This is a genomic window from Paracoccus wurundjeri, from assembly GCF_030678915.1.
GTDB lineage: Bacteria > Pseudomonadota > Alphaproteobacteria > Rhodobacterales > Rhodobacteraceae > Paracoccus > Paracoccus onubensis_A.
Map to the genome: position 1 here is coordinate 430,059 of NZ_JAUUTZ010000001.1, position 16,518 is coordinate 446,576.

At 59.3% G+C, this 16,518-nt stretch carries 19 protein-coding genes; all 19 read left to right on the top strand.

Annotation, left to right across the window (positions count from 1 at the left end):
* Position 1: 1 nt before the first annotated feature.
* The 19 genes from Q0601_RS02255 to Q0601_RS02345 all read left to right on the top strand — a co-directional run bounded on the left by Q0601_RS02255 (position 2) and on the right by Q0601_RS02345 (position 16,514).
* A complete protein-coding gene (locus tag Q0601_RS02255; protein ID WP_305286652.1) occupies positions 2–622 on the top strand; it encodes an NADH-quinone oxidoreductase subunit C in 621 nt (206 codons plus the stop codon).
* Positions 619–1,038: a GFA family protein gene (locus Q0601_RS02260; protein WP_305286654.1), complete on the top strand. Its 420-nt coding sequence runs from the start codon at positions 619–621 to the stop codon at positions 1,036–1,038. The genes Q0601_RS02255 and Q0601_RS02260 overlap by 4 nt, the downstream gene beginning before the upstream one ends.
* 3 nt (positions 1,039–1,041) lie before the next feature.
* Positions 1,042–2,280 carry an NADH-quinone oxidoreductase subunit D gene (locus Q0601_RS02265; protein WP_305286656.1) on the top strand — a complete coding sequence of 413 codons (1,239 nt, stop codon included), beginning with the start codon at positions 1,042–1,044 and terminating at the stop codon, positions 2,278–2,280.
* A 21-nt stretch (positions 2,281–2,301) separates the two neighbouring features.
* Positions 2,302–2,649 carry a hypothetical protein gene (locus Q0601_RS02270; RefSeq protein ID WP_305286658.1) on the top strand — a complete coding sequence of 116 codons (348 nt, stop codon included), beginning with the start codon at positions 2,302–2,304 and terminating at the stop codon, positions 2,647–2,649.
* 8 nt (positions 2,650–2,657) lie between these two features.
* The gene (gene nuoE, locus Q0601_RS02275) at positions 2,658–3,746 is read left to right on the top strand and encodes an NADH-quinone oxidoreductase subunit NuoE (RefSeq protein ID WP_305286660.1); all 1,089 of its coding nucleotides are present in this window, start codon (positions 2,658–2,660) and stop codon (positions 3,744–3,746) included.
* A gap of 121 nt (positions 3,747–3,867) precedes the next feature.
* A complete protein-coding gene (locus tag Q0601_RS02280) occupies positions 3,868–4,494 on the top strand; it encodes a hypothetical protein (RefSeq protein WP_305286662.1) in 627 nt (208 codons plus the stop codon).
* Positions 4,494–4,706 (top strand): DUF5337 domain-containing protein, encoded by a 213-nt coding sequence (locus Q0601_RS02285; protein WP_305286664.1) that lies wholly within the window; start codon positions 4,494–4,496, stop codon positions 4,704–4,706. Before Q0601_RS02280 ends, Q0601_RS02285 begins: the two co-directional genes overlap by 1 nt.
* Positions 4,707–4,733: 27 nt before the next feature.
* Positions 4,734–6,029, top strand: a complete 1,296-nt coding sequence (gene nuoF / locus Q0601_RS02290; protein ID WP_305286666.1) for an NADH-quinone oxidoreductase subunit NuoF — start codon at positions 4,734–4,736, stop codon at positions 6,027–6,029.
* A 9-nt stretch (positions 6,030–6,038) separates the two neighbouring features.
* On the top strand, positions 6,039–6,419 hold the full coding sequence (locus Q0601_RS02295) for a hypothetical protein (protein WP_305286668.1): 381 nt from the start codon (positions 6,039–6,041) through the stop codon (positions 6,417–6,419).
* Between the two features lie 176 nt (positions 6,420–6,595).
* The gene (locus Q0601_RS02300) at positions 6,596–7,009 is read left to right on the top strand and encodes a DUF5333 domain-containing protein (protein WP_305286671.1); all 414 of its coding nucleotides are present in this window, start codon (positions 6,596–6,598) and stop codon (positions 7,007–7,009) included.
* 10 nt (positions 7,010–7,019) lie between these two features.
* Positions 7,020–9,041 carry an NADH-quinone oxidoreductase subunit NuoG gene (nuoG, locus tag Q0601_RS02305; RefSeq protein ID WP_305286673.1) on the top strand — a complete coding sequence of 674 codons (2,022 nt, stop codon included), beginning with the start codon at positions 7,020–7,022 and terminating at the stop codon, positions 9,039–9,041.
* Between the two features lie 5 nt (positions 9,042–9,046).
* Positions 9,047–9,820 (top strand): hypothetical protein, encoded by a 774-nt coding sequence (locus Q0601_RS02310; RefSeq protein ID WP_305286675.1) that lies wholly within the window; start codon positions 9,047–9,049, stop codon positions 9,818–9,820.
* Between the two features lie 18 nt (positions 9,821–9,838).
* Positions 9,839–10,870: an NADH-quinone oxidoreductase subunit NuoH gene (nuoH, locus tag Q0601_RS02315; RefSeq protein ID WP_305286677.1), complete on the top strand. Its 1,032-nt coding sequence runs from the start codon at positions 9,839–9,841 to the stop codon at positions 10,868–10,870.
* Positions 10,871–10,873: 3 nt separating this feature from the next.
* Positions 10,874–11,365, top strand: coding sequence for an NADH-quinone oxidoreductase subunit NuoI (gene nuoI, locus Q0601_RS02320; RefSeq protein WP_305286678.1), 492 nt, complete (start codon positions 10,874–10,876; stop codon positions 11,363–11,365).
* The gene (locus Q0601_RS02325) at positions 11,362–11,772 is read left to right on the top strand and encodes a carboxymuconolactone decarboxylase family protein (protein ID WP_305286680.1); all 411 of its coding nucleotides are present in this window, start codon (positions 11,362–11,364) and stop codon (positions 11,770–11,772) included. The genes nuoI and Q0601_RS02325 overlap by 4 nt, the downstream gene beginning before the upstream one ends.
* Positions 11,769–12,371, top strand: a complete 603-nt coding sequence (locus Q0601_RS02330; RefSeq protein ID WP_305286682.1) for an NADH-quinone oxidoreductase subunit J — start codon at positions 11,769–11,771, stop codon at positions 12,369–12,371. Before Q0601_RS02325 ends, Q0601_RS02330 begins: the two co-directional genes overlap by 4 nt.
* A gap of 98 nt (positions 12,372–12,469) precedes the next feature.
* Positions 12,470–12,775 carry an NADH-quinone oxidoreductase subunit NuoK gene (gene nuoK, locus Q0601_RS02335; protein ID WP_119748300.1) on the top strand — a complete coding sequence of 102 codons (306 nt, stop codon included), beginning with the start codon at positions 12,470–12,472 and terminating at the stop codon, positions 12,773–12,775.
* Positions 12,776–12,781: 6 nt separating this feature from the next.
* Positions 12,782–14,944, top strand: coding sequence for an NADH-quinone oxidoreductase subunit L (nuoL, locus tag Q0601_RS02340; protein WP_305286685.1), 2,163 nt, complete (start codon positions 12,782–12,784; stop codon positions 14,942–14,944).
* A 1-nt stretch (position 14,945) separates the two neighbouring features.
* Positions 14,946–16,514, top strand: coding sequence for an NADH-quinone oxidoreductase subunit M (locus Q0601_RS02345; protein ID WP_305286687.1), 1,569 nt, complete (start codon positions 14,946–14,948; stop codon positions 16,512–16,514).
* The last annotated feature ends 4 nt before the right edge of the window (positions 16,515–16,518 follow it).

Sequence of the window (16,518 nt, forward strand, 5' to 3'; positions counted from 1 at the left end):
CATGACAGCCTATCCCGATCTTGATGCGCTGCAGCAACTGGGTGAGCATATCAGCCAGCGCCGCAACAATTCCGTGCTGGATACACAGGTCGAATTCGATGAACTGACCGTGACCGGCACCGTCAGTGGCCTGCTGGATCTGGTCGAATTTCTGCGCAGCGATTCCAGCTGCCGATTCTCGACACTGGTGGATATCACGGCGGTGGATTATCCTGCCCGACCCCAGCGTTTCGACGTGGTCTGGCATTTCCTGTCGATGTATCAGAATCAGCGGATCCGCGTGAAAGTCGCCATCCGAGAGGATGAGATCGTGCCGTCTCTGATCGGGATCCACCCCTCGGCCAACTGGTTCGAGCGCGAGATTTTCGATATGTTCGGGATCATGTTCTCGGGCCATCCCGATTTGCGCCGGATCCTGACCGATTATGGTTTCCGTGGTTATCCGTTGCGCAAGGATTTCCCGACAACCGGCTATGTCGAGGTGCGCTATGACGAATCCGAAAAGCGCGTGGTCTACGAACCGGTGAATCTGACGCAGGAATATCGTCAGTTCGATTTCCTGTCGCCATGGGAAGGGGCGAAATATATCCTGCCCGGCGACGAGAAGGAGGGGATGAAATGACCGAACTGCAAGGTCAGTGCCTTTGTGGCGCGGTGCGGTTTACCGCCATACCCAAAGGCGGCGCGGCGGTCTGCCATTGTAATATGTGCCGCAGATGGACCGGGGGCATCAATATCGCGGTCGATCTCTCTGAACCGCCTGTTTTCTCGGATGAAAGCAAGTTGGGCGTTTATCGGTCCTCGGACTGGGCCGAGCGGCTGTTCTGTTCCCAATGCGGCAGCAGCATCATGTATCGCACCGTTGACGGTGTGCATAACGTGGTTTCCGCCCAATGTTTCGACGATCCGTCGCAGTTCCCGCTGGAAAGCGAAATCTTCATTGACGAAAAACCCTCCAGCTATTCTCTGGCCGGAGAGCGTCCGCGCATGACAGGGGCCGAGTTCATGGCGATGATAGCCCCGGACAAGGAGGGCTGATCGATGGATGGCGATATTCGCAACAATATTTACGAAGACGGCAATGCCGATTATCTGACGGGTGAGCAGCGCATCCGCAATTTCAATATCAATTTCGGCCCGCAACACCCTGCCGCGCATGGGGTTTTGCGGATGGTACTTGAACTCGACGGCGAGGTTGTCGAACGTGCGGACCCGCATATCGGGCTGCTGCATCGCGGCACCGAAAAGCTGATGGAAAGCCGTACCTATCTGCAGAACCTGCCTTATTTCGATCGGCTTGATTACGTCGCGCCGATGAATCAGGAACATGCCTGGTGCCTCGCCATCGAGAAACTGACCGGCACGGAAATCCCGCGCCGCGCCAGCCTGATCCGGGTGCTGTATTCCGAAATCGGGCGCATTCTGAACCATCTGCTGAACGTGACCACGCAGGCAATGGATGTCGGCGCGTTGACCCCGCCTCTGTGGGGGTTCGAGGAACGCGAGAAGCTGATGGTCTTCTATGAGCGCGCCTGCGGGGCGCGGCTGCACTCGGCCTATTTCCGTCCGGGCGGCGTGCATCAGGACCTGCCGCCCGAACTGATTGATGATATCGAGGCATGGTGCGACCCGTTCCTGAAAGTCGTGGACGATCTGGACGGGCTGCTGACCGAGAACCGCATCTTCAAGCAGCGCAATGTCGATATCGGCGTTGTCAGTGAACAGGATTGTCTCGACTGGGGCTATTCCGGCGTGATGGTGCGTGGATCCGGCATGGCCTGGGATCTGCGGCGCAGTCAGCCTTATGAATGCTATGACGAATTCGACTTCCAGATTCCGGTGGGCAGAAATGGCGATTGCTATGATCGCTACCTGATCCGCATGGAAGAGATGCGGCAATCGGTCCGCATCATGAGGCAGGCGATCGACAAGCTGTGTGCCGAACCTGCGGGCGATGTAATGGCGCGTGGAAAGCTGGCTCCGCCGCGGCGCGGCGATATGAAGCGTGACATGGAAAGCCTGATTCACCACTTCAAGCTTTATACTGAAGGTTTCCGTGTTCCTGCCGGCGAAGTTTATGCCGCGGTCGAAGCGCCAAAGGGCGAATTCGGCGTGTATCTTGTCAGCGATGGCAGTAACAAGCCCTACCGTGCCAAGCTGCGGGCTCCGGGTTTTCTGCATCTTCAATCCATCGACTGGATGGCCAAGGGGCATTTGCTGGCCGATGTTTCGGCGATTATCGGCACGATGGATATCGTGTTCGGTGAGGTCGACAGGTAGCAGGTAAGGAGAGGCCGTGTGATGGCAACCCTTGTTAATTGGTTCGGCTGGCTTCTGGCGCTGGCAATGATCGGCGTTACCGTATTGCTTGCGTTGAACAAGCAAAGCGGACTGAAACTTATTCAGCACCGGATCGAAATGCTCCCGCAGGCCATGTTGGTCCGTTATGCCGGGCTGACGGTGCTGGCTGTGGTGGCGTCCTGGTTCGGTGCGCCACGCGTGTTGTTTGGCCTTTTGATCGCCATTGCCGTCATCAGTCTTGGTGACACTTATATATACCGCCGGGCGGGTCACCCGTTCTGGCTTCATCTCGCGATCGGGGGGGCGGCGGCATTCGGCGCCTTCCTGTCGCTATTTGCGATGAACTGAGGGTTTTCATGCTTCGCAGACTTCATCCCGTCCAGCCGGACAGCTTCGAATTCACGCCCGCCAATCTGGAATGGGCGAAAGCGCAGTACACCAAATACCCTGAGGGTCGCCAGCAATCGGCGATCATTCCGGTACTGTGGCGCGCGCAGGAACAGGAAGGCTGGCTTAGCCGCGCCGCGATCGAATATTGCGCCGAACTTCTTGGTATGCCCTATATCCGGGCGCTTGAAGTGGCGACGTTCTACTTCATGTTTCAATTGCAGCCGGTTGGAAAAATTGCAAATATTCAGATTTGCGGTACAACGAGCTGCATGATTTGCGGCGCCGAGGATCTGATTGAGGTTTGCAAGCGCAGGATCGCGCCGACCCCGCATACGGTTTCGGAAGACGGCAAGTTCAGCTGGGAAGAGGTCGAATGCCTGGGCGCCTGTGCCAATGCACCGATGGCGCAGATCGGCAAGGATTATTACGAGGATCTGACCCCTGCGAAACTTGAAGCTTTGCTTGACGCATTCTCTGACGGAAAGGTGCCATTGCCCGGACCCCAGAATGGCCGTTTTGCATCTGAACCGGCGGCAGGTCTGACCTCGTTGCAGGATCACGGTGGCGGCGGCGGCGAGTTGAATGCCAGTGCGGCTCTTGCCCGCGAGTTCGGCGAGACGGTCAAGCGGATCGACGGTACCGAAGTGCCGATCCTGACGAAATGGCTGAAATCGGACAAACCCGCAGCAGCAGTGGAACAGGCGCCAAAGACCGAGACTGGCGAGACTGCGGAGCAGGCTGACAATCCGGCCGAAGCAGGCCGCCGGCCTGACGGGCTTGATGCCCCGAGGGAAGGCGCTGCTGATGATCTCAAGCTGATCAAAGGTGTTGGACCCAAGCTTGAACAACTGTTGAACAGCCTTGGATTCTGGCATTTCGATCAGGTTGCGGCCTGGGGTGCCGAAGAATTGGCCTGGGTTGACGCCAATCTGGAAGGTTTCAAGGGCCGGGCCTCGCGCGATGACTGGGTTGCGCAGGCCAAGGTGCTTGCCGAGGGCGGCGAGACCGAATTTTCCAGCCGTGCGGAAAAAGAGAATTTGTATGATAAGGAGTAAGTCAGGAAACCGCTAGGATCGGGAGAGGATGATGTCGACCGCTAATTGCACCAGGAATTGTTGGATCGCCGGGGCCTTGCTTGGCCTTTTCGTGTGGATTTTTACTGCTGGTGTTGGCCCGTTGCGATGGTTTGAAGGCCTGTTTCTGGGCCTGATTGCGGCCGGATTGATGGGCCAGTTTCTGATCTGGTTTCTCTGTGGCGGCGCGCGTTCCGTCGGTGGCGAGGCATGGCAACCATCTTCGACGGTTACCCAGCCAGAGCCGGTGGCATCAGCGGTTGGATTTGCCGATATGGCGGCGAAACGGCCGGACGATCCGGATGATGCGGTGTCCCGGACAGCTGAACCCCCACAGGGGGCAGAGGGACGCGATACCGTCATGAAGCAGCCCGCGGGCCGTGCCGATTCAGAAGCCGCCGCCCCGAGGCCGACCGGATCGGGAAGCGTCGCATCTGCAGGAGTCGGCCCTGCGGGGCAACCGGCGGCCAAGGTCGAATCGGCAAAAGATGACCTGAAGGAGATCAAGGGCGTGGGTCCGAAACTTGAAGATCTGCTAGGTCAGCATGGCGTGACCCGCTTTGCGCAGATCGCGGAGTGGGGCGATACGGAGATTGACCATTTCGCCGAGTTGATCGGCCGGATGGGCAGCCGTATCCGCAGCGATGACTGGGTCGGGCAGGCAAGGATACTCGCAGCGGGCGGAGAAACGGAGTTTTCGAAGCGCGTCGAGAAGGGTGACGTTTACTGATGAATCAGCGGCGCGATCAGGATAGCGGGCAGATGCGGCTGGTTGCCGTGGTCATCGCGATTGCGATGATCGGCTGGCTGGGCATGCAGTGGCTTGGCAGTCAATATGGCTGGGCCGCGAAATGGGCCTATCTGATCGATCTTGCCGCTATCGGCGCTTTTGTCTGGTCGCTGCTTGTGACCTGGCGTATTTGGCGGCGCAGGAATGCTTGACGCCCAGATGAAGAGGACAGGAACCGGATGCTGAAAGATCAGGATCGCATATTTACCAACCTCTATGGGATGGGTGACCGTAGCCTGGACGGTGCGCGGAAGCGCGGCCATTGGGATGGTACGGCGGGAATTATCGCGCGCGGCCGTGACAAGATCGTCGAAGAGGTCAAGGCCTCGGGGTTGCGCGGGCGTGGCGGCGCGGGTTTCCCGACCGGGCTGAAATGGTCCTTCATGCCCAAGGAAAGCGATGGCCGTCCCTCTTATCTGGTCATCAATGCCGATGAATCCGAACCCGCGACCTGTAAGGACCGCGAAATCATGCGCCACGATCCGCATACGCTGATCGAGGGTGCTCTGATTGCCAGTTTCGCGATGGGCGCGAATGCTTGCTATATCTATCTGCGCGGCGAATATATCCGTGAGCGCGAAGCTTTGCAGGCCGCGATCGACGAATGTTACGACGCCGGGCTGCTGGGTGCGAATGCCGCCGGGTCAGGTTGGGATTTCGACTGTTATCTGCATCACGGCGCAGGCGCCTATATCTGCGGCGAGGAAACGGCACTGCTGGAAAGCCTTGAAGGCAAGAAGGGCATGCCGCGGATGAAGCCTCCGTTTCCTGCTGGGGCGGGGCTTTATGGCTGCCCGACGACCGTGAACAATGTCGAATCTATTGCCGTGGTGCCGACGATCCTGCGCCGGGGACCGGAATGGTTCGCAGGTTTCGGGCGGCCGAATAATGCCGGGGTGAAACTGTTCGGCCTGACCGGGCATGTCGAGAATACCTGCGTGGTCGAGGAAGCCATGTCGATCAGCATGAAGGAATTGATCGAAAAGCATGGCGGTGGCGTGCGCGGCGGCTGGAAGAACCTCAAGGCGGTGATTCCCGGCGGCGCATCCTGTCCGGTCCTGACGGCCGAGCAATGTGAGACCGCGATCATGGATTACGATGGCATGCGCGATCTGAGGTCGAGCTTTGGCACCGCCTGCATGATCGTCATGGATCAGTCCACAGATGTCATCAAGGCGGTCTGGCGGCTGTCGAAATTCTTCAAGCATGAAAGCTGCGGTCAGTGTACGCCCTGTCGTGAAGGCACCGGCTGGATGATGCGGGTGATGGACCGTCTGGTCCGGGGCGAGGCCGAGATCGAAGAGATCGACATGCTGTTCGATGTGACCAAACAGGTTGAAGGTCACACGATCTGTGCGTTGGGCGATGCTGCGGCATGGCCCATTCAGGGCCTGATCCGCAATTTCCGCGAGGAGATCGAGGATCGGATCAAGGCCAGACGGACCGGGCGCATGGGCGCCATGGCGGCTGAATAGGGGGCAAGGATGACCGGTATCCATAGCATAACCGATCGTGCCGGTACTCTGGTCGCTGTGCTGGGGCTGACCGCATTGGCGGGCTGTTTCGGCATCGGCGGCCCGGACGGTCCGCCGCCGCTTGCCACTGCGCAGGTGAATGGCGTGCAATATCGGGTCGATGCGGTCGAAGCCGGCGCGGCGTCCGGCGTTGCACAATCGCCGCTTGATCTTGCCGGTGCCGGGTCGGGCTGGGTCGTCAGCCGCGCGGATGGCAAGCCGATGACCTCCGGTGATGAGCAGGGGGCCTATCGGGCCTTTGCGGCGCATTGCAAGGGGCTGATCGGGCCGGGCAACCTGTCGCAGCATCAGGGCAAATCGGTTTACCGCTTCCGGGAGTGTAATGAGTGATGATGAAACTGCGTTCAGCTATAGCGATTGCGCCGTCCGGCAGGGCGGTGGTTGCGGTTGGCGCGGCTGTGATGGGTTTTGCTGGACGTATGATGACCCTCACGCATCTTTCACCGAACCGTGCGACCGCGTTCCGTGTTATGTCCGGCAGACATAACAGATCGGAGGCACGAGCCATGAAAGCCCGTAACTGTATGGCGGCAGCAATCGCCGCGACACTGACCCTGACCGCTGTTCCTGCCGTCGCGTTGGAACCGCTGAGCCAGGAGCGTTATATCAATGACCGCCTGATCGCGGCGCGGATTGCCGACCGGATCCGGCGGGAATGCCCGACCATAAGCGCCAGGATGGTTTATGCTTGGTCGCAGGCGCGCGCGCTTAAGAAATATGCGCGCGACAAGGGCTATTCCGAAGCCCAGATCGAGGCGTTTCTGGACAGCAGACCTGATAAGGATCGCATTTATGCCGTGGCCGAGGATTACATGGCCCGCAATGGCGTGACAAACGGCGATGCAGAGAGTTATTGCCGCCTCGGGCGGGATGAAATCGCGAAGAAGACGGTCACCGGATCGCTTCTGAACGCAAAGTAAGGATGGAATGATGGCCGAATTGCGGACAATCAAGATCGACGGCAAGGAAATCGAGGTCGATCCCAACCTGACTCTCATTCAGGCCTGCGAGCAGGCCGGGGTCGAGATTCCGCGATTCTGCTATCATGAGCGGCTGTCGATCGCCGGCAACTGCCGGATGTGTCTGGTCGAGGTGGTCGGCGGCCCGCCAAAGCCGGCGGCATCCTGCGCCATGCAGGTCAAGGATCTGCGCCCGGGCCCAGAAGGCGCACCCAGCGAGATCCGCACCAACAGCCCGATGGTCAAGAAGGCGCGCGAAGGCGTGATGGAGTTCCTGCTGATCAACCACCCGCTTGATTGCCCGATCTGCGATCAGGGCGGCGAATGCGATCTTCAGGATCAGGCCATGGCTTACGGCGTGGATTTCAGCCGTTATCGCGAGCCCAAACGGGCCTCGGAAGAGCTGAATCTTGGCCCGCTGGTCGAAACCCATATGACCCGCTGCATCTCCTGCACCCGCTGCGTGCGTTTTACGACCGAGGTGGCCGGGATCACCCAGATGGGCCAGACCGGTCGTGGCGAGGACAGCGAGATCACCAGCTATCTGAACGAAACGCTGGCCTCGAATCTTCAGGGAAATATCATTGATCTTTGCCCGGTCGGGGCGCTTGTCAGCAAACCCTATGCCTTTACCGCCCGCCCTTGGGAACTGACCAAGACCGAGACGATCGACGTGATGGATGCGCTTGGCAGCAATATCCGAGTCGACACCAAGGGACGCGAGGTGATGCGGATCATGCCGCGCAACCATGACGGCGTGAACGAGGAATGGATCAGCGACAAATCCCGCTTCGTCTGGGACGGGCTGCGCCGTCAGCGGCTGGACCGGCCCTATATCCGCGAGAATGGCAAATTGCGGGTGGCAACATGGCCCGAGGCTTTGACCGCTGCAGCCCGTGCGATGCAAGGCAGGAAAATCGCGGGACTGGTCGGCGATCTGGCCCCGACCGAAGCCGCCTTCAGCCTGAAGACGCTGATCGAGGGGTTGGGCGGCAATGTCGAATGCCGCACCGATGGGGCACGGCTGCCCGTTGGAAACCGCGCTGGCTATGCGGGGACGGCACGGATCGAGGATATCGATAATGCGGCGATGATCCAGTTGATCGGCACCAATCCCAGAGAAGAGGCCCCGGTATTGAATGCCCGTATCCGCAAGGCGTGGGCTGCCGGCGCACGGATCGGGCTGGTGGGCGAGGCCGTCGATCTGACCTATGATTACGCCCATGTCGGCACCGACCGGGCAGTGCTTGAAAAGCTGTCTTCACAGAAAATCAGCGATGAGGCCCGTGATAAGCCGACGCTGGTCATCGTCGGGCAGGGCGCGATCCGAGAGGCCGATGGCGAGGCGGTTCTGGCCCATGCGATGAAACTGGCCGAGAATTCGAATTCCGGGCTGCTGATCCTGCATACGGCCGCCTCGCGCGTGGGCGCGATGGATGTCGGCGCCGTGACCGAAGGCGGATTGCCTGCGGCCATCGAGGGTGCCGAGGTGATCTTCAATCTTGGTGCTGACGAGGTCGAAATCGCCGAAGGGCAGTTTGTGATCTATCAGGGAAGCCATGGCGACAGGGGGGCGCATCGTGCCGATGTGATCCTGCCCGCGGCCTGCTATACCGAGGAAAACGGGCTGTTCGTGAATACCGAAGGCCGTCCGCAACTGGCGCTGCGTGCCAATTTCGCGCCGGGGGAAGCCAAGGAGAACTGGGCGATCCTGCGTGCGCTTTCCGCGGAACTGGGTCAGACATTGCCCTGGGACAGCCTGGCGCAACTGCGCCGCGCCCTGATCAAGGCGGTTCCGCACCTGGCCCTGATCGATCAGGTGCCTGAAAATGAATGGCAGGCTTTGAAGCTGGCCGATCTTGGCCGCGCGGATTTCAGTAATCCGATCAAGGATTTCTATCTCACCAACCCAATCGCGCGCAGTTCGCCCCTGATGGGGGAATTGTCGCGTATGGCCGCGGCGCGTCATGCGCCGGCCATAGCTGCGGAGTAATTGATATGCTGCCAGCCCCTCGCAAGCCCGTGTTTCGTCTCGCCCTTCTGGGGGTGCTGTTGCTGGCTGGTTGCGGGGCGGGGGACAAGCCGCAGCGCCCTCCGGAAAAGCCCAATTATCTGGTGGCCCGGGTCGGGTCCGCCGGTCAGTCTGCGAAAGCAGGGGAGCTGAAACTGGCGCGGGTTTCGACGAAATCCGGCGAAATCCTGATTCTCGAACCGGACGGCGAGGTGACCTCGATGGATCTCGATTCGCCAGAAGGGAAGGAAGCCTTTGCAATCACCGAGGCCGACCTGATGGCGTTGAACGCCAATCTGGATATCGACCTTTCGGGCGTTGCCGGTCCGGCCGAACCCGGTCGGCCACCGCGCAAATCGGCGCAGCAGAAGATGATCGAGGCGTTCGCCGCGCGGACACAGCCGCTTTTGCCGAATATGAGGGAAGGAACCAAGGTCGATCCCGAAGATTTCCTTGCGGTGCAGGTGGTGGTTCTGAATCCCGGCAAGGGTGACGATCTGGTCAGCGTTAAGGCAAATCTGCGTAAAGGGGTGGACGCGGATATCGCCTTTTCGTATGCCACCTGCGCACTGGCCGGGTGGGCGAATGACTCGGGAGCGAATTACGGGCGTCATATCCGTACGTTACAGGATACACGTAACGGGAAAGTACTGATCGACGCGGCATTCACGATCTCGGACGAAAAGCCGCTGGGATTGCGGGTCATGGAAACACAAGACGCTTTGCAAGAGTGCAAGGCACGCGGCATTCCCGCGGCATAAGGCAGAGGGACGGGCTATATGGCTGAATTCTGGGCATCCTCTTTGGGAATCGCAGTCAGCCTGCTATTGCAGGGACTTGCGTTGATCGCCTTTGTGATGGGTTCGCTCATCTATCTGGTTTATGGCGACCGCAAGATCTGGGCTGCGGTCCAGATGCGGCGCGGCCCGAACGTGGTCGGACCCTGGGGGCTGTTGCAGACCTTTGCCGACGCCTTGAAATATGTCGTCAAGGAAATCGTCGTTCCGGCCGGTGCGGACAAGTTCGTCTTCTTCCTTGCGCCTTTCCTGTCGATGGTGCTGGCGCTGCTGGCATTCGTTGCGATCCCTTTCGCGCCGGGCTGGGTGATGGCCGATATCAATGTCGGCATCCTGTTCATCTTCGCTGTCTCCTCGCTCGAGGTGTACGGGGTGATCATGGGGGGCTGGGCGTCCAACTCGAAATATCCGTTCCTGGGCTCGTTGCGTTCCGCCGCTCAGATGATCTCTTATGAAGTCAGCCTTGGTCTGATCATCATCGGTATCATCATCTCGTCCGGTTCGATGAACCTGACCACCATCGTCGAGTCGCAAAGCGGGGCGGGCCTGCTGTCGTGGTATTGGCTGCCGCATCTGCCGATGCTGGTGCTGTTCTTCGTTTCGGCGCTGGCCGAAACCAACCGCCCGCCCTTCGATCTGCCCGAGGCGGAATCGGAACTGGTGGCGGGCTTCATGGTCGAATATTCCTCGACGCCCTATCTGCTGTTCATGGCTGGCGAATATATTGCCATGTGGCTGATGTGCGCATTGATCTCGCTGCTGTTCTTTGGTGGCTGGCTGTCGCCCATTCCGGGTATTCCCGACGGGGCGCTGTGGATGGTGCTGAAGATGGCCTTCTGGTTCTTCATGTTCGCCATGGTGAAGGCCATCGTGCCGCGTTACCGCTATGATCAGCTTATGCGGATCGGCTGGAAAGTGTTCCTGCCGCTATCGCTGGGATGGGTCGTGATCGTGGCATTTCTTGTAAAATATGAAGTGCTTGGCGGGTTCTGGGCCCGCTGGGCGGGAGCATAAGCTATGGCATTCGATATCGCCCGAGCCACCAAATATTTCCTGATGATTGATTTCATCAAGGGCTTCGGCCTTGGCATGAAATATTTCTTCGCCCCCAAGGCCACGCTGAACTATCCGCATGAGAAGGGGCCGCTTTCGCCGCGCTTCCGGGGCGAACATGCGCTGCGCCGGTATCCAAATGGCGAAGAGCGTTGCATCGCCTGCAAACTGTGCGAGGCGATCTGCCCTGCGCAGGCGATCACCATCGATGCCGAACCACGCGAAGACGGCAGCCGCCGCACCACGCGTTATGACATCGACATGACGAAATGCATCTATTGCGGATTCTGTCAGGAGGCTTGCCCGGTCGATGCTATCGTCGAGGGGCCGAATTTCGAGTTCGCGACCGAAAGCCGTGAAGAACTGTTTTACGACAAGCAGAAATTGCTGGATAACGGTGCCCGTTGGGAAGCCGAAATCGCCCGCAACCTTGCCATTGACGCGCCCTACAGATGACCGACGCTTTCAACAAGATGTTTCAGCAGATGCTGCAATCCGGACAGGAGATGGCGCGCGCCTTCAATCCGGCGCTGGAGCATGTCGATACCAAAGCGTTCGAAAAACTGGTTCCGACCATGCCTTCGGACATGCTGGAGATGTGGTTCGGCAAGACCTTCAACCGCGACGGGCTTGACGCGCGGACGCGGTTGCTCGTGACGATCGCTGCGATGACCGTGCAGGGCGCCCATGCCGAACCGCAGCTTCGCCTGACCATCCGCCATGCCCGTGAAGCGGGCGCCTCCGCGCGCGAGATTGCCGAGGTGATCTATCAGATGGGGATGTTCGGCGGTATTCCAGCGATGCAGAAAGCCCTTGAAATCGCGCAGGGCGTATTCACTGAAGACGAGGACGAGACCGAATGATTACACTTGCATTCTACCTGTTCGCGATCTCTGTCTGCGTGGCCGGATTCATGGTCGTACTGTCCAGGAATCCGGTGCATTCGGTCCTGTGGCTGATTCTGGCTTTCCTGTCGGCCGCGGGTCTGTTCGTGCTGCAAGGGGCGGAATTCGTAGCGATGTTGCTGGTGATTGTCTATGTCGGTGCGGTTGCGGTTCTCTTCCTTTTCGTCGTCATGATGCTGGATGTCGATTTTGCCGAGCTCAAAGGAGAATTTGCGCGCTATCTTCCGCTTGGCGGGCTGATCGCTATTGTCCTGATGGCACAGCTTGGGATCGCGCTCGGAGCCTGGGAAAGCGCACAGGACGCCGAGGCATTGCGCGCCGTTCCGATCACGGGCGAGGCGATGAACTCGCATGCGATCGGCAACGTGCTTTATGACCACTATCTGCTGCCCTTCCAGCTTGCCGGTCTGGTATTGCTGGTGGCGATGATCGGGGCAATCACGCTGACCATGCGCCACCGCCGCGACATCAAGCGGCAGGACGTGGTCGAACAGATGCACCGCGATCCGGCCAAAACCATGGAACTGCGTGACGTGAAACCGGGGCAGGGGCTTTGAGGACCGGCAGCATAATTGCAATAGCCATCGGAATCCTGGCAGCGGTTCTTGTGGCAAACGGATATTTCAGTGGGTAAAAACCCTGAGGGACAAGGACGATGATTGGACTGACGCATTATCTCGTGGTGGGGGCGATCCTGTTCGTCACCGGCATTTTCGGCATCTTCGTGAACCGCAAGAACGTCATCGTCATCCTGATGTCGATCGAACTGATGCTGCTTGCGGTGAATATCAATTTCGTCGCCTTCTCGACCCATCTCGGCGATCTGACCGGGCAGATATTCACCTTGTTCGTGCTGACCGTTGCCGCGGCCGAGGCGGCGATCGGGCTTGCCATTCTCGTGGTGTTCTTCCGCAACCGCGGCTCGATCGCGGTGGAAGATGTCAATGTGATGAAGGGGTAGGGAGACATGGCGCAATTCATCCTTTTTGCCCCGTTGCTGGGCGCGATCATTGCCGGATTCGGCTGGCGCGTGATCGGCGAGACGGCGGCACAATATCTGACAACAGGTATCCTGTTCGCCGCAGCGCTGTTCAGCTGGATCATCTTCCTGAGTTTCGATGGCGAAGTGCAGAATCTGCCGGTTTTCGACTGGGTGGTGTCAGGTGACTTCGCTTCGGAATGGGCCATCCGGCTGGACCGGCTGACCGCGATCATGCTGGTGGTGGTGACGACGGTTTCGGCGCTCGTCCATCTGTATTCGATGGGCTACATGGCCCATGACGATAATTTCGACCACGATCAGAATTACAAGGCGCGGTTCTTCGCCTATCTGTCCTTCTTCACCTTTGCCATGCTGATGCTGGTGACTGCCGATAACCTGTTGCAGATGTTCTTCGGGTGGGAGGGCGTGGGCGTCGCCTCTTACCTGCTGATCGGCTTCTATTTCAGGAAACAATCTGCGGGCGCGGCGGCGATGAAGGCCTTCATCGTCAACCGGGTTGGCGATTTTGGTTTCCTTCTTGGGATTTTCGGCCTGTACTGGATGACCGGCTCGATCCAGTTCGACACGGTTTTCGAACAGGTGCCGGAACTGGCGCAGACACAGATGCATTTCCTGTGGAGCGACTGGAACGCTGCCGAGGTGATCGCGGTTCTGCTGTTCATTGGCGCGATGGGGAAATCGGCGCAGCTTCTGCTGCATACATGGCTGCCCGACGCGATGGAGGGTCCGACGCCGGTTTCCGCCCTGATCCACGCCGCGACCATGGTGACGGCGGGCGTCTTCCTCGTCTGCCGGATGTCTCCGCTGTACGAGTTCGCTCCGGATGCCAAGACCTTCATTACCGTCATTGGCGCGACAACGGCGTTTTTCGCGGCGACCGTGGGGCTGGTGCAGAACGATATCAAGCGGGTGATCGCCTATTCGACCTGTTCGCAGCTGGGCTATATGTTCGTGGCGGCGGGCGTGGGTGTCTATTCGGTGGCGATGTTCCATCTGCTGACCCATGCTTTCTTCAAGGCCATGCTGTTCCTTGGTGCGGGCTCGGTCATTCATGCGATGCATCATGAACAGGATATGCGGAATTACGGCGGGTTGCGGAAGAAAGTGCCGCTGACCTTCGCCGCGATGCTGATCGGCACGCTGGCGATCACCGGGGTCGGGATCCCGCTGACGCATATCGGTTTCGCAGGCTTCCTGTCCAAGGACGCCGCGATCGAAAGCGCATGGGCAGGCAATACCTATGCGTTCTGGATGCTGGTCATTGCTGCGGCATTTACCAGTTTCTATAGCTGGCGGCTGATGTTCATGACCTTCTGGGGCAAGCCGCGTGGCGATCATCATGCGCATGACCACGCCCATGAAAGCCCGCGCGTCATGACTGTACCTCTGGGTGTTCTGGCGGTCGGGGCGATCTTTGCCGGGATGGTCTGGTATCAGCCCTTCTTCGGTAGCCATGACCGTGTGGCCGAATTCTTCCATATGGGGCATGGCGAGGTCCATGCCAGCGCCGAGGCCGGGCATGAAGAGGCCGAAGAAGCTGAAGAGGGCACGGGCGAGGAACCCGCCGCTGCAGCCGAAGGGCAGGAAGCGGCAGCGCCCACCGAGGGTGAAGCGGCGACCGGGAGCGATTCCGCAGAGGGTGAGGAACATGCGATTGCCACCGACGTTCCGGCACCGGTCGGCGGAGCGATCTACATGCATCCCGGCAATCATGTTCTGGACGAGGCGCATCATTCGCCCGCATGGGTCAAGGTTTCGCCGTTTATCGCCATGCTTGGAGGGTTGCTGGTTGCGTGGCTCTTTTACATCCGTTACCCGCAGGCCCCCGCGAAACTGGCTGCCCAGCAGCCTGCGCTATACCAGTTCCTGCTGAATAAATGGTATTTCGACGAGCTTTACGACGTCGTTTTCGTCCGTCCCGCCAAATGGCTTGGCCGCAAGCTGTGGACGGGCGGCGACGGAGTGGTTATCGACGGCACCATCAACGGGATAGCCATGGGAATCATCCCGCGTCTGACGCGCTTTGCCGGTCGGGTGCAGTCGGGCTACCTGTTCCATTATGCCTTTGCCATGGTTCTTGGCATCGTGGGCTTGCTGATCTGGGTAATGATGCGGGGAACGCACTGATATGACGAACTTACTTTCGATCATTACCTTTTTGCCAATCGTTGCGGCCATCATTCTGGCGCTGTTCCTGCGCGGTGATGACGAAGCGGCGCAGAAGAATGCCAAATGGCTGGCCCTGATCGCGACATCGGCGACATTCGTGATCTCGCTGTTCCTGCTGACGGGCTTCAATCCGGCGGATACCGGGTTCCAGTTCGTCGAGGATCACGCATGGATCATGGGCTTGCGCTACAAGATGGGCGTCGATGGCATTTCGATACTGTTCGTGATGCTGACCACCTTCCTGATGCCGTTGACGATCCTGTCGACATGGGACGTCAAGACGCGTGTGAAGGAATACATGATCGCCTTTCTGGCCCTTGAGGGGCTGATGATCGGCGTTTTCACGGCGCTTGACCTGTTCCTGTTCTACCTGTTCTTCGAGGCCGGCCTGATCCCGATGTTCCTGATCATCGGGATCTGGGGTGGGCAGAACCGTATCTATGCAGCGTTCAAGTTCTTTCTCTATACCTTCCTTGGCTCGGTGCTGATGCTGGTTGCGATGATTGCCATGTACCGGACCGCAGGCACGACGGATATCGCCGTTTTGCTGGACTATAATTTCCCGTCCGAGACGCTGCGGGTGCTGGGCTTCACCATCGTTGGCGGAATGCAAACGCTGCTGTTCCTGGCCTTCTTTGCCAGTTTCGCGGTCAAGATGCCGATGTGGCCGGTGCATACCTGGCTGCCGGACGCTCATGTTCAGGCACCCACCGCGGGCTCGGTCGTGCTGGCGGCGGTGCTGCTGAAGATGGGCGGCTACGGCTTCCTGCGGTTCTCGCTGCCGATGTTCCCGGTGGCAAGCGAGATGTTGCAGCCGCTGGTCTTCTGGATGTCGGCGATCGCCATTGTCTACACTTCGCTGGTAGCTATGGCCCAATCCGATATGAAGAAGCTGATCGCCTATTCCTCGGTGGCGCATATGGGTTACGTGACCATGGGGATTTTTGCCGCCAATCAGCAGGGGCTTGACGGGGCGATCTTCCAGATGCTGTCGCACGGGTTCATCTCGGGGGCGCTGTTCCTGTGTGTCGGCGTCATCTATGACCGGATGCACACGCGCGAGATCGATGCCTATGGCGGATTGGTAAACCGGATGCCTGCCTATGCGCTGGTGTTCATGTTCTTCACGCTTGCCAATGTCGGCCTGCCCGGAACCTCGGGTTTCGTGGGTGAATTCCTGACATTGATGGGAACGTTCAAGGCGAATACCTGGGTGGCCTTTGTCGCTGCGACGGGCGTAATCCTTTCGGCGGCCTATGCGCTGTGGCTTTATCGCCGGGTGACGCTTGGCGCGTTGATCAAGGAAAGTCTCAAGATGATCAGCGACCTGACCCCGCGCGAGAAATGGATTTTCGCGCCGCTGGTTGCGATGACGCTGCTTCTGGGCGTTTATCCGCGCCTTGTCACCGATATCACCGGCCCGGCAGTCGAGGCACTGCTGGTCGGCTATACCGACGCTCTGCCGCACGAGGCGGCTGACGGGCTTGCCCCGCTCGGCTCTGCCGCCGCCTCTGAGTCCAGCCATTGAGGAA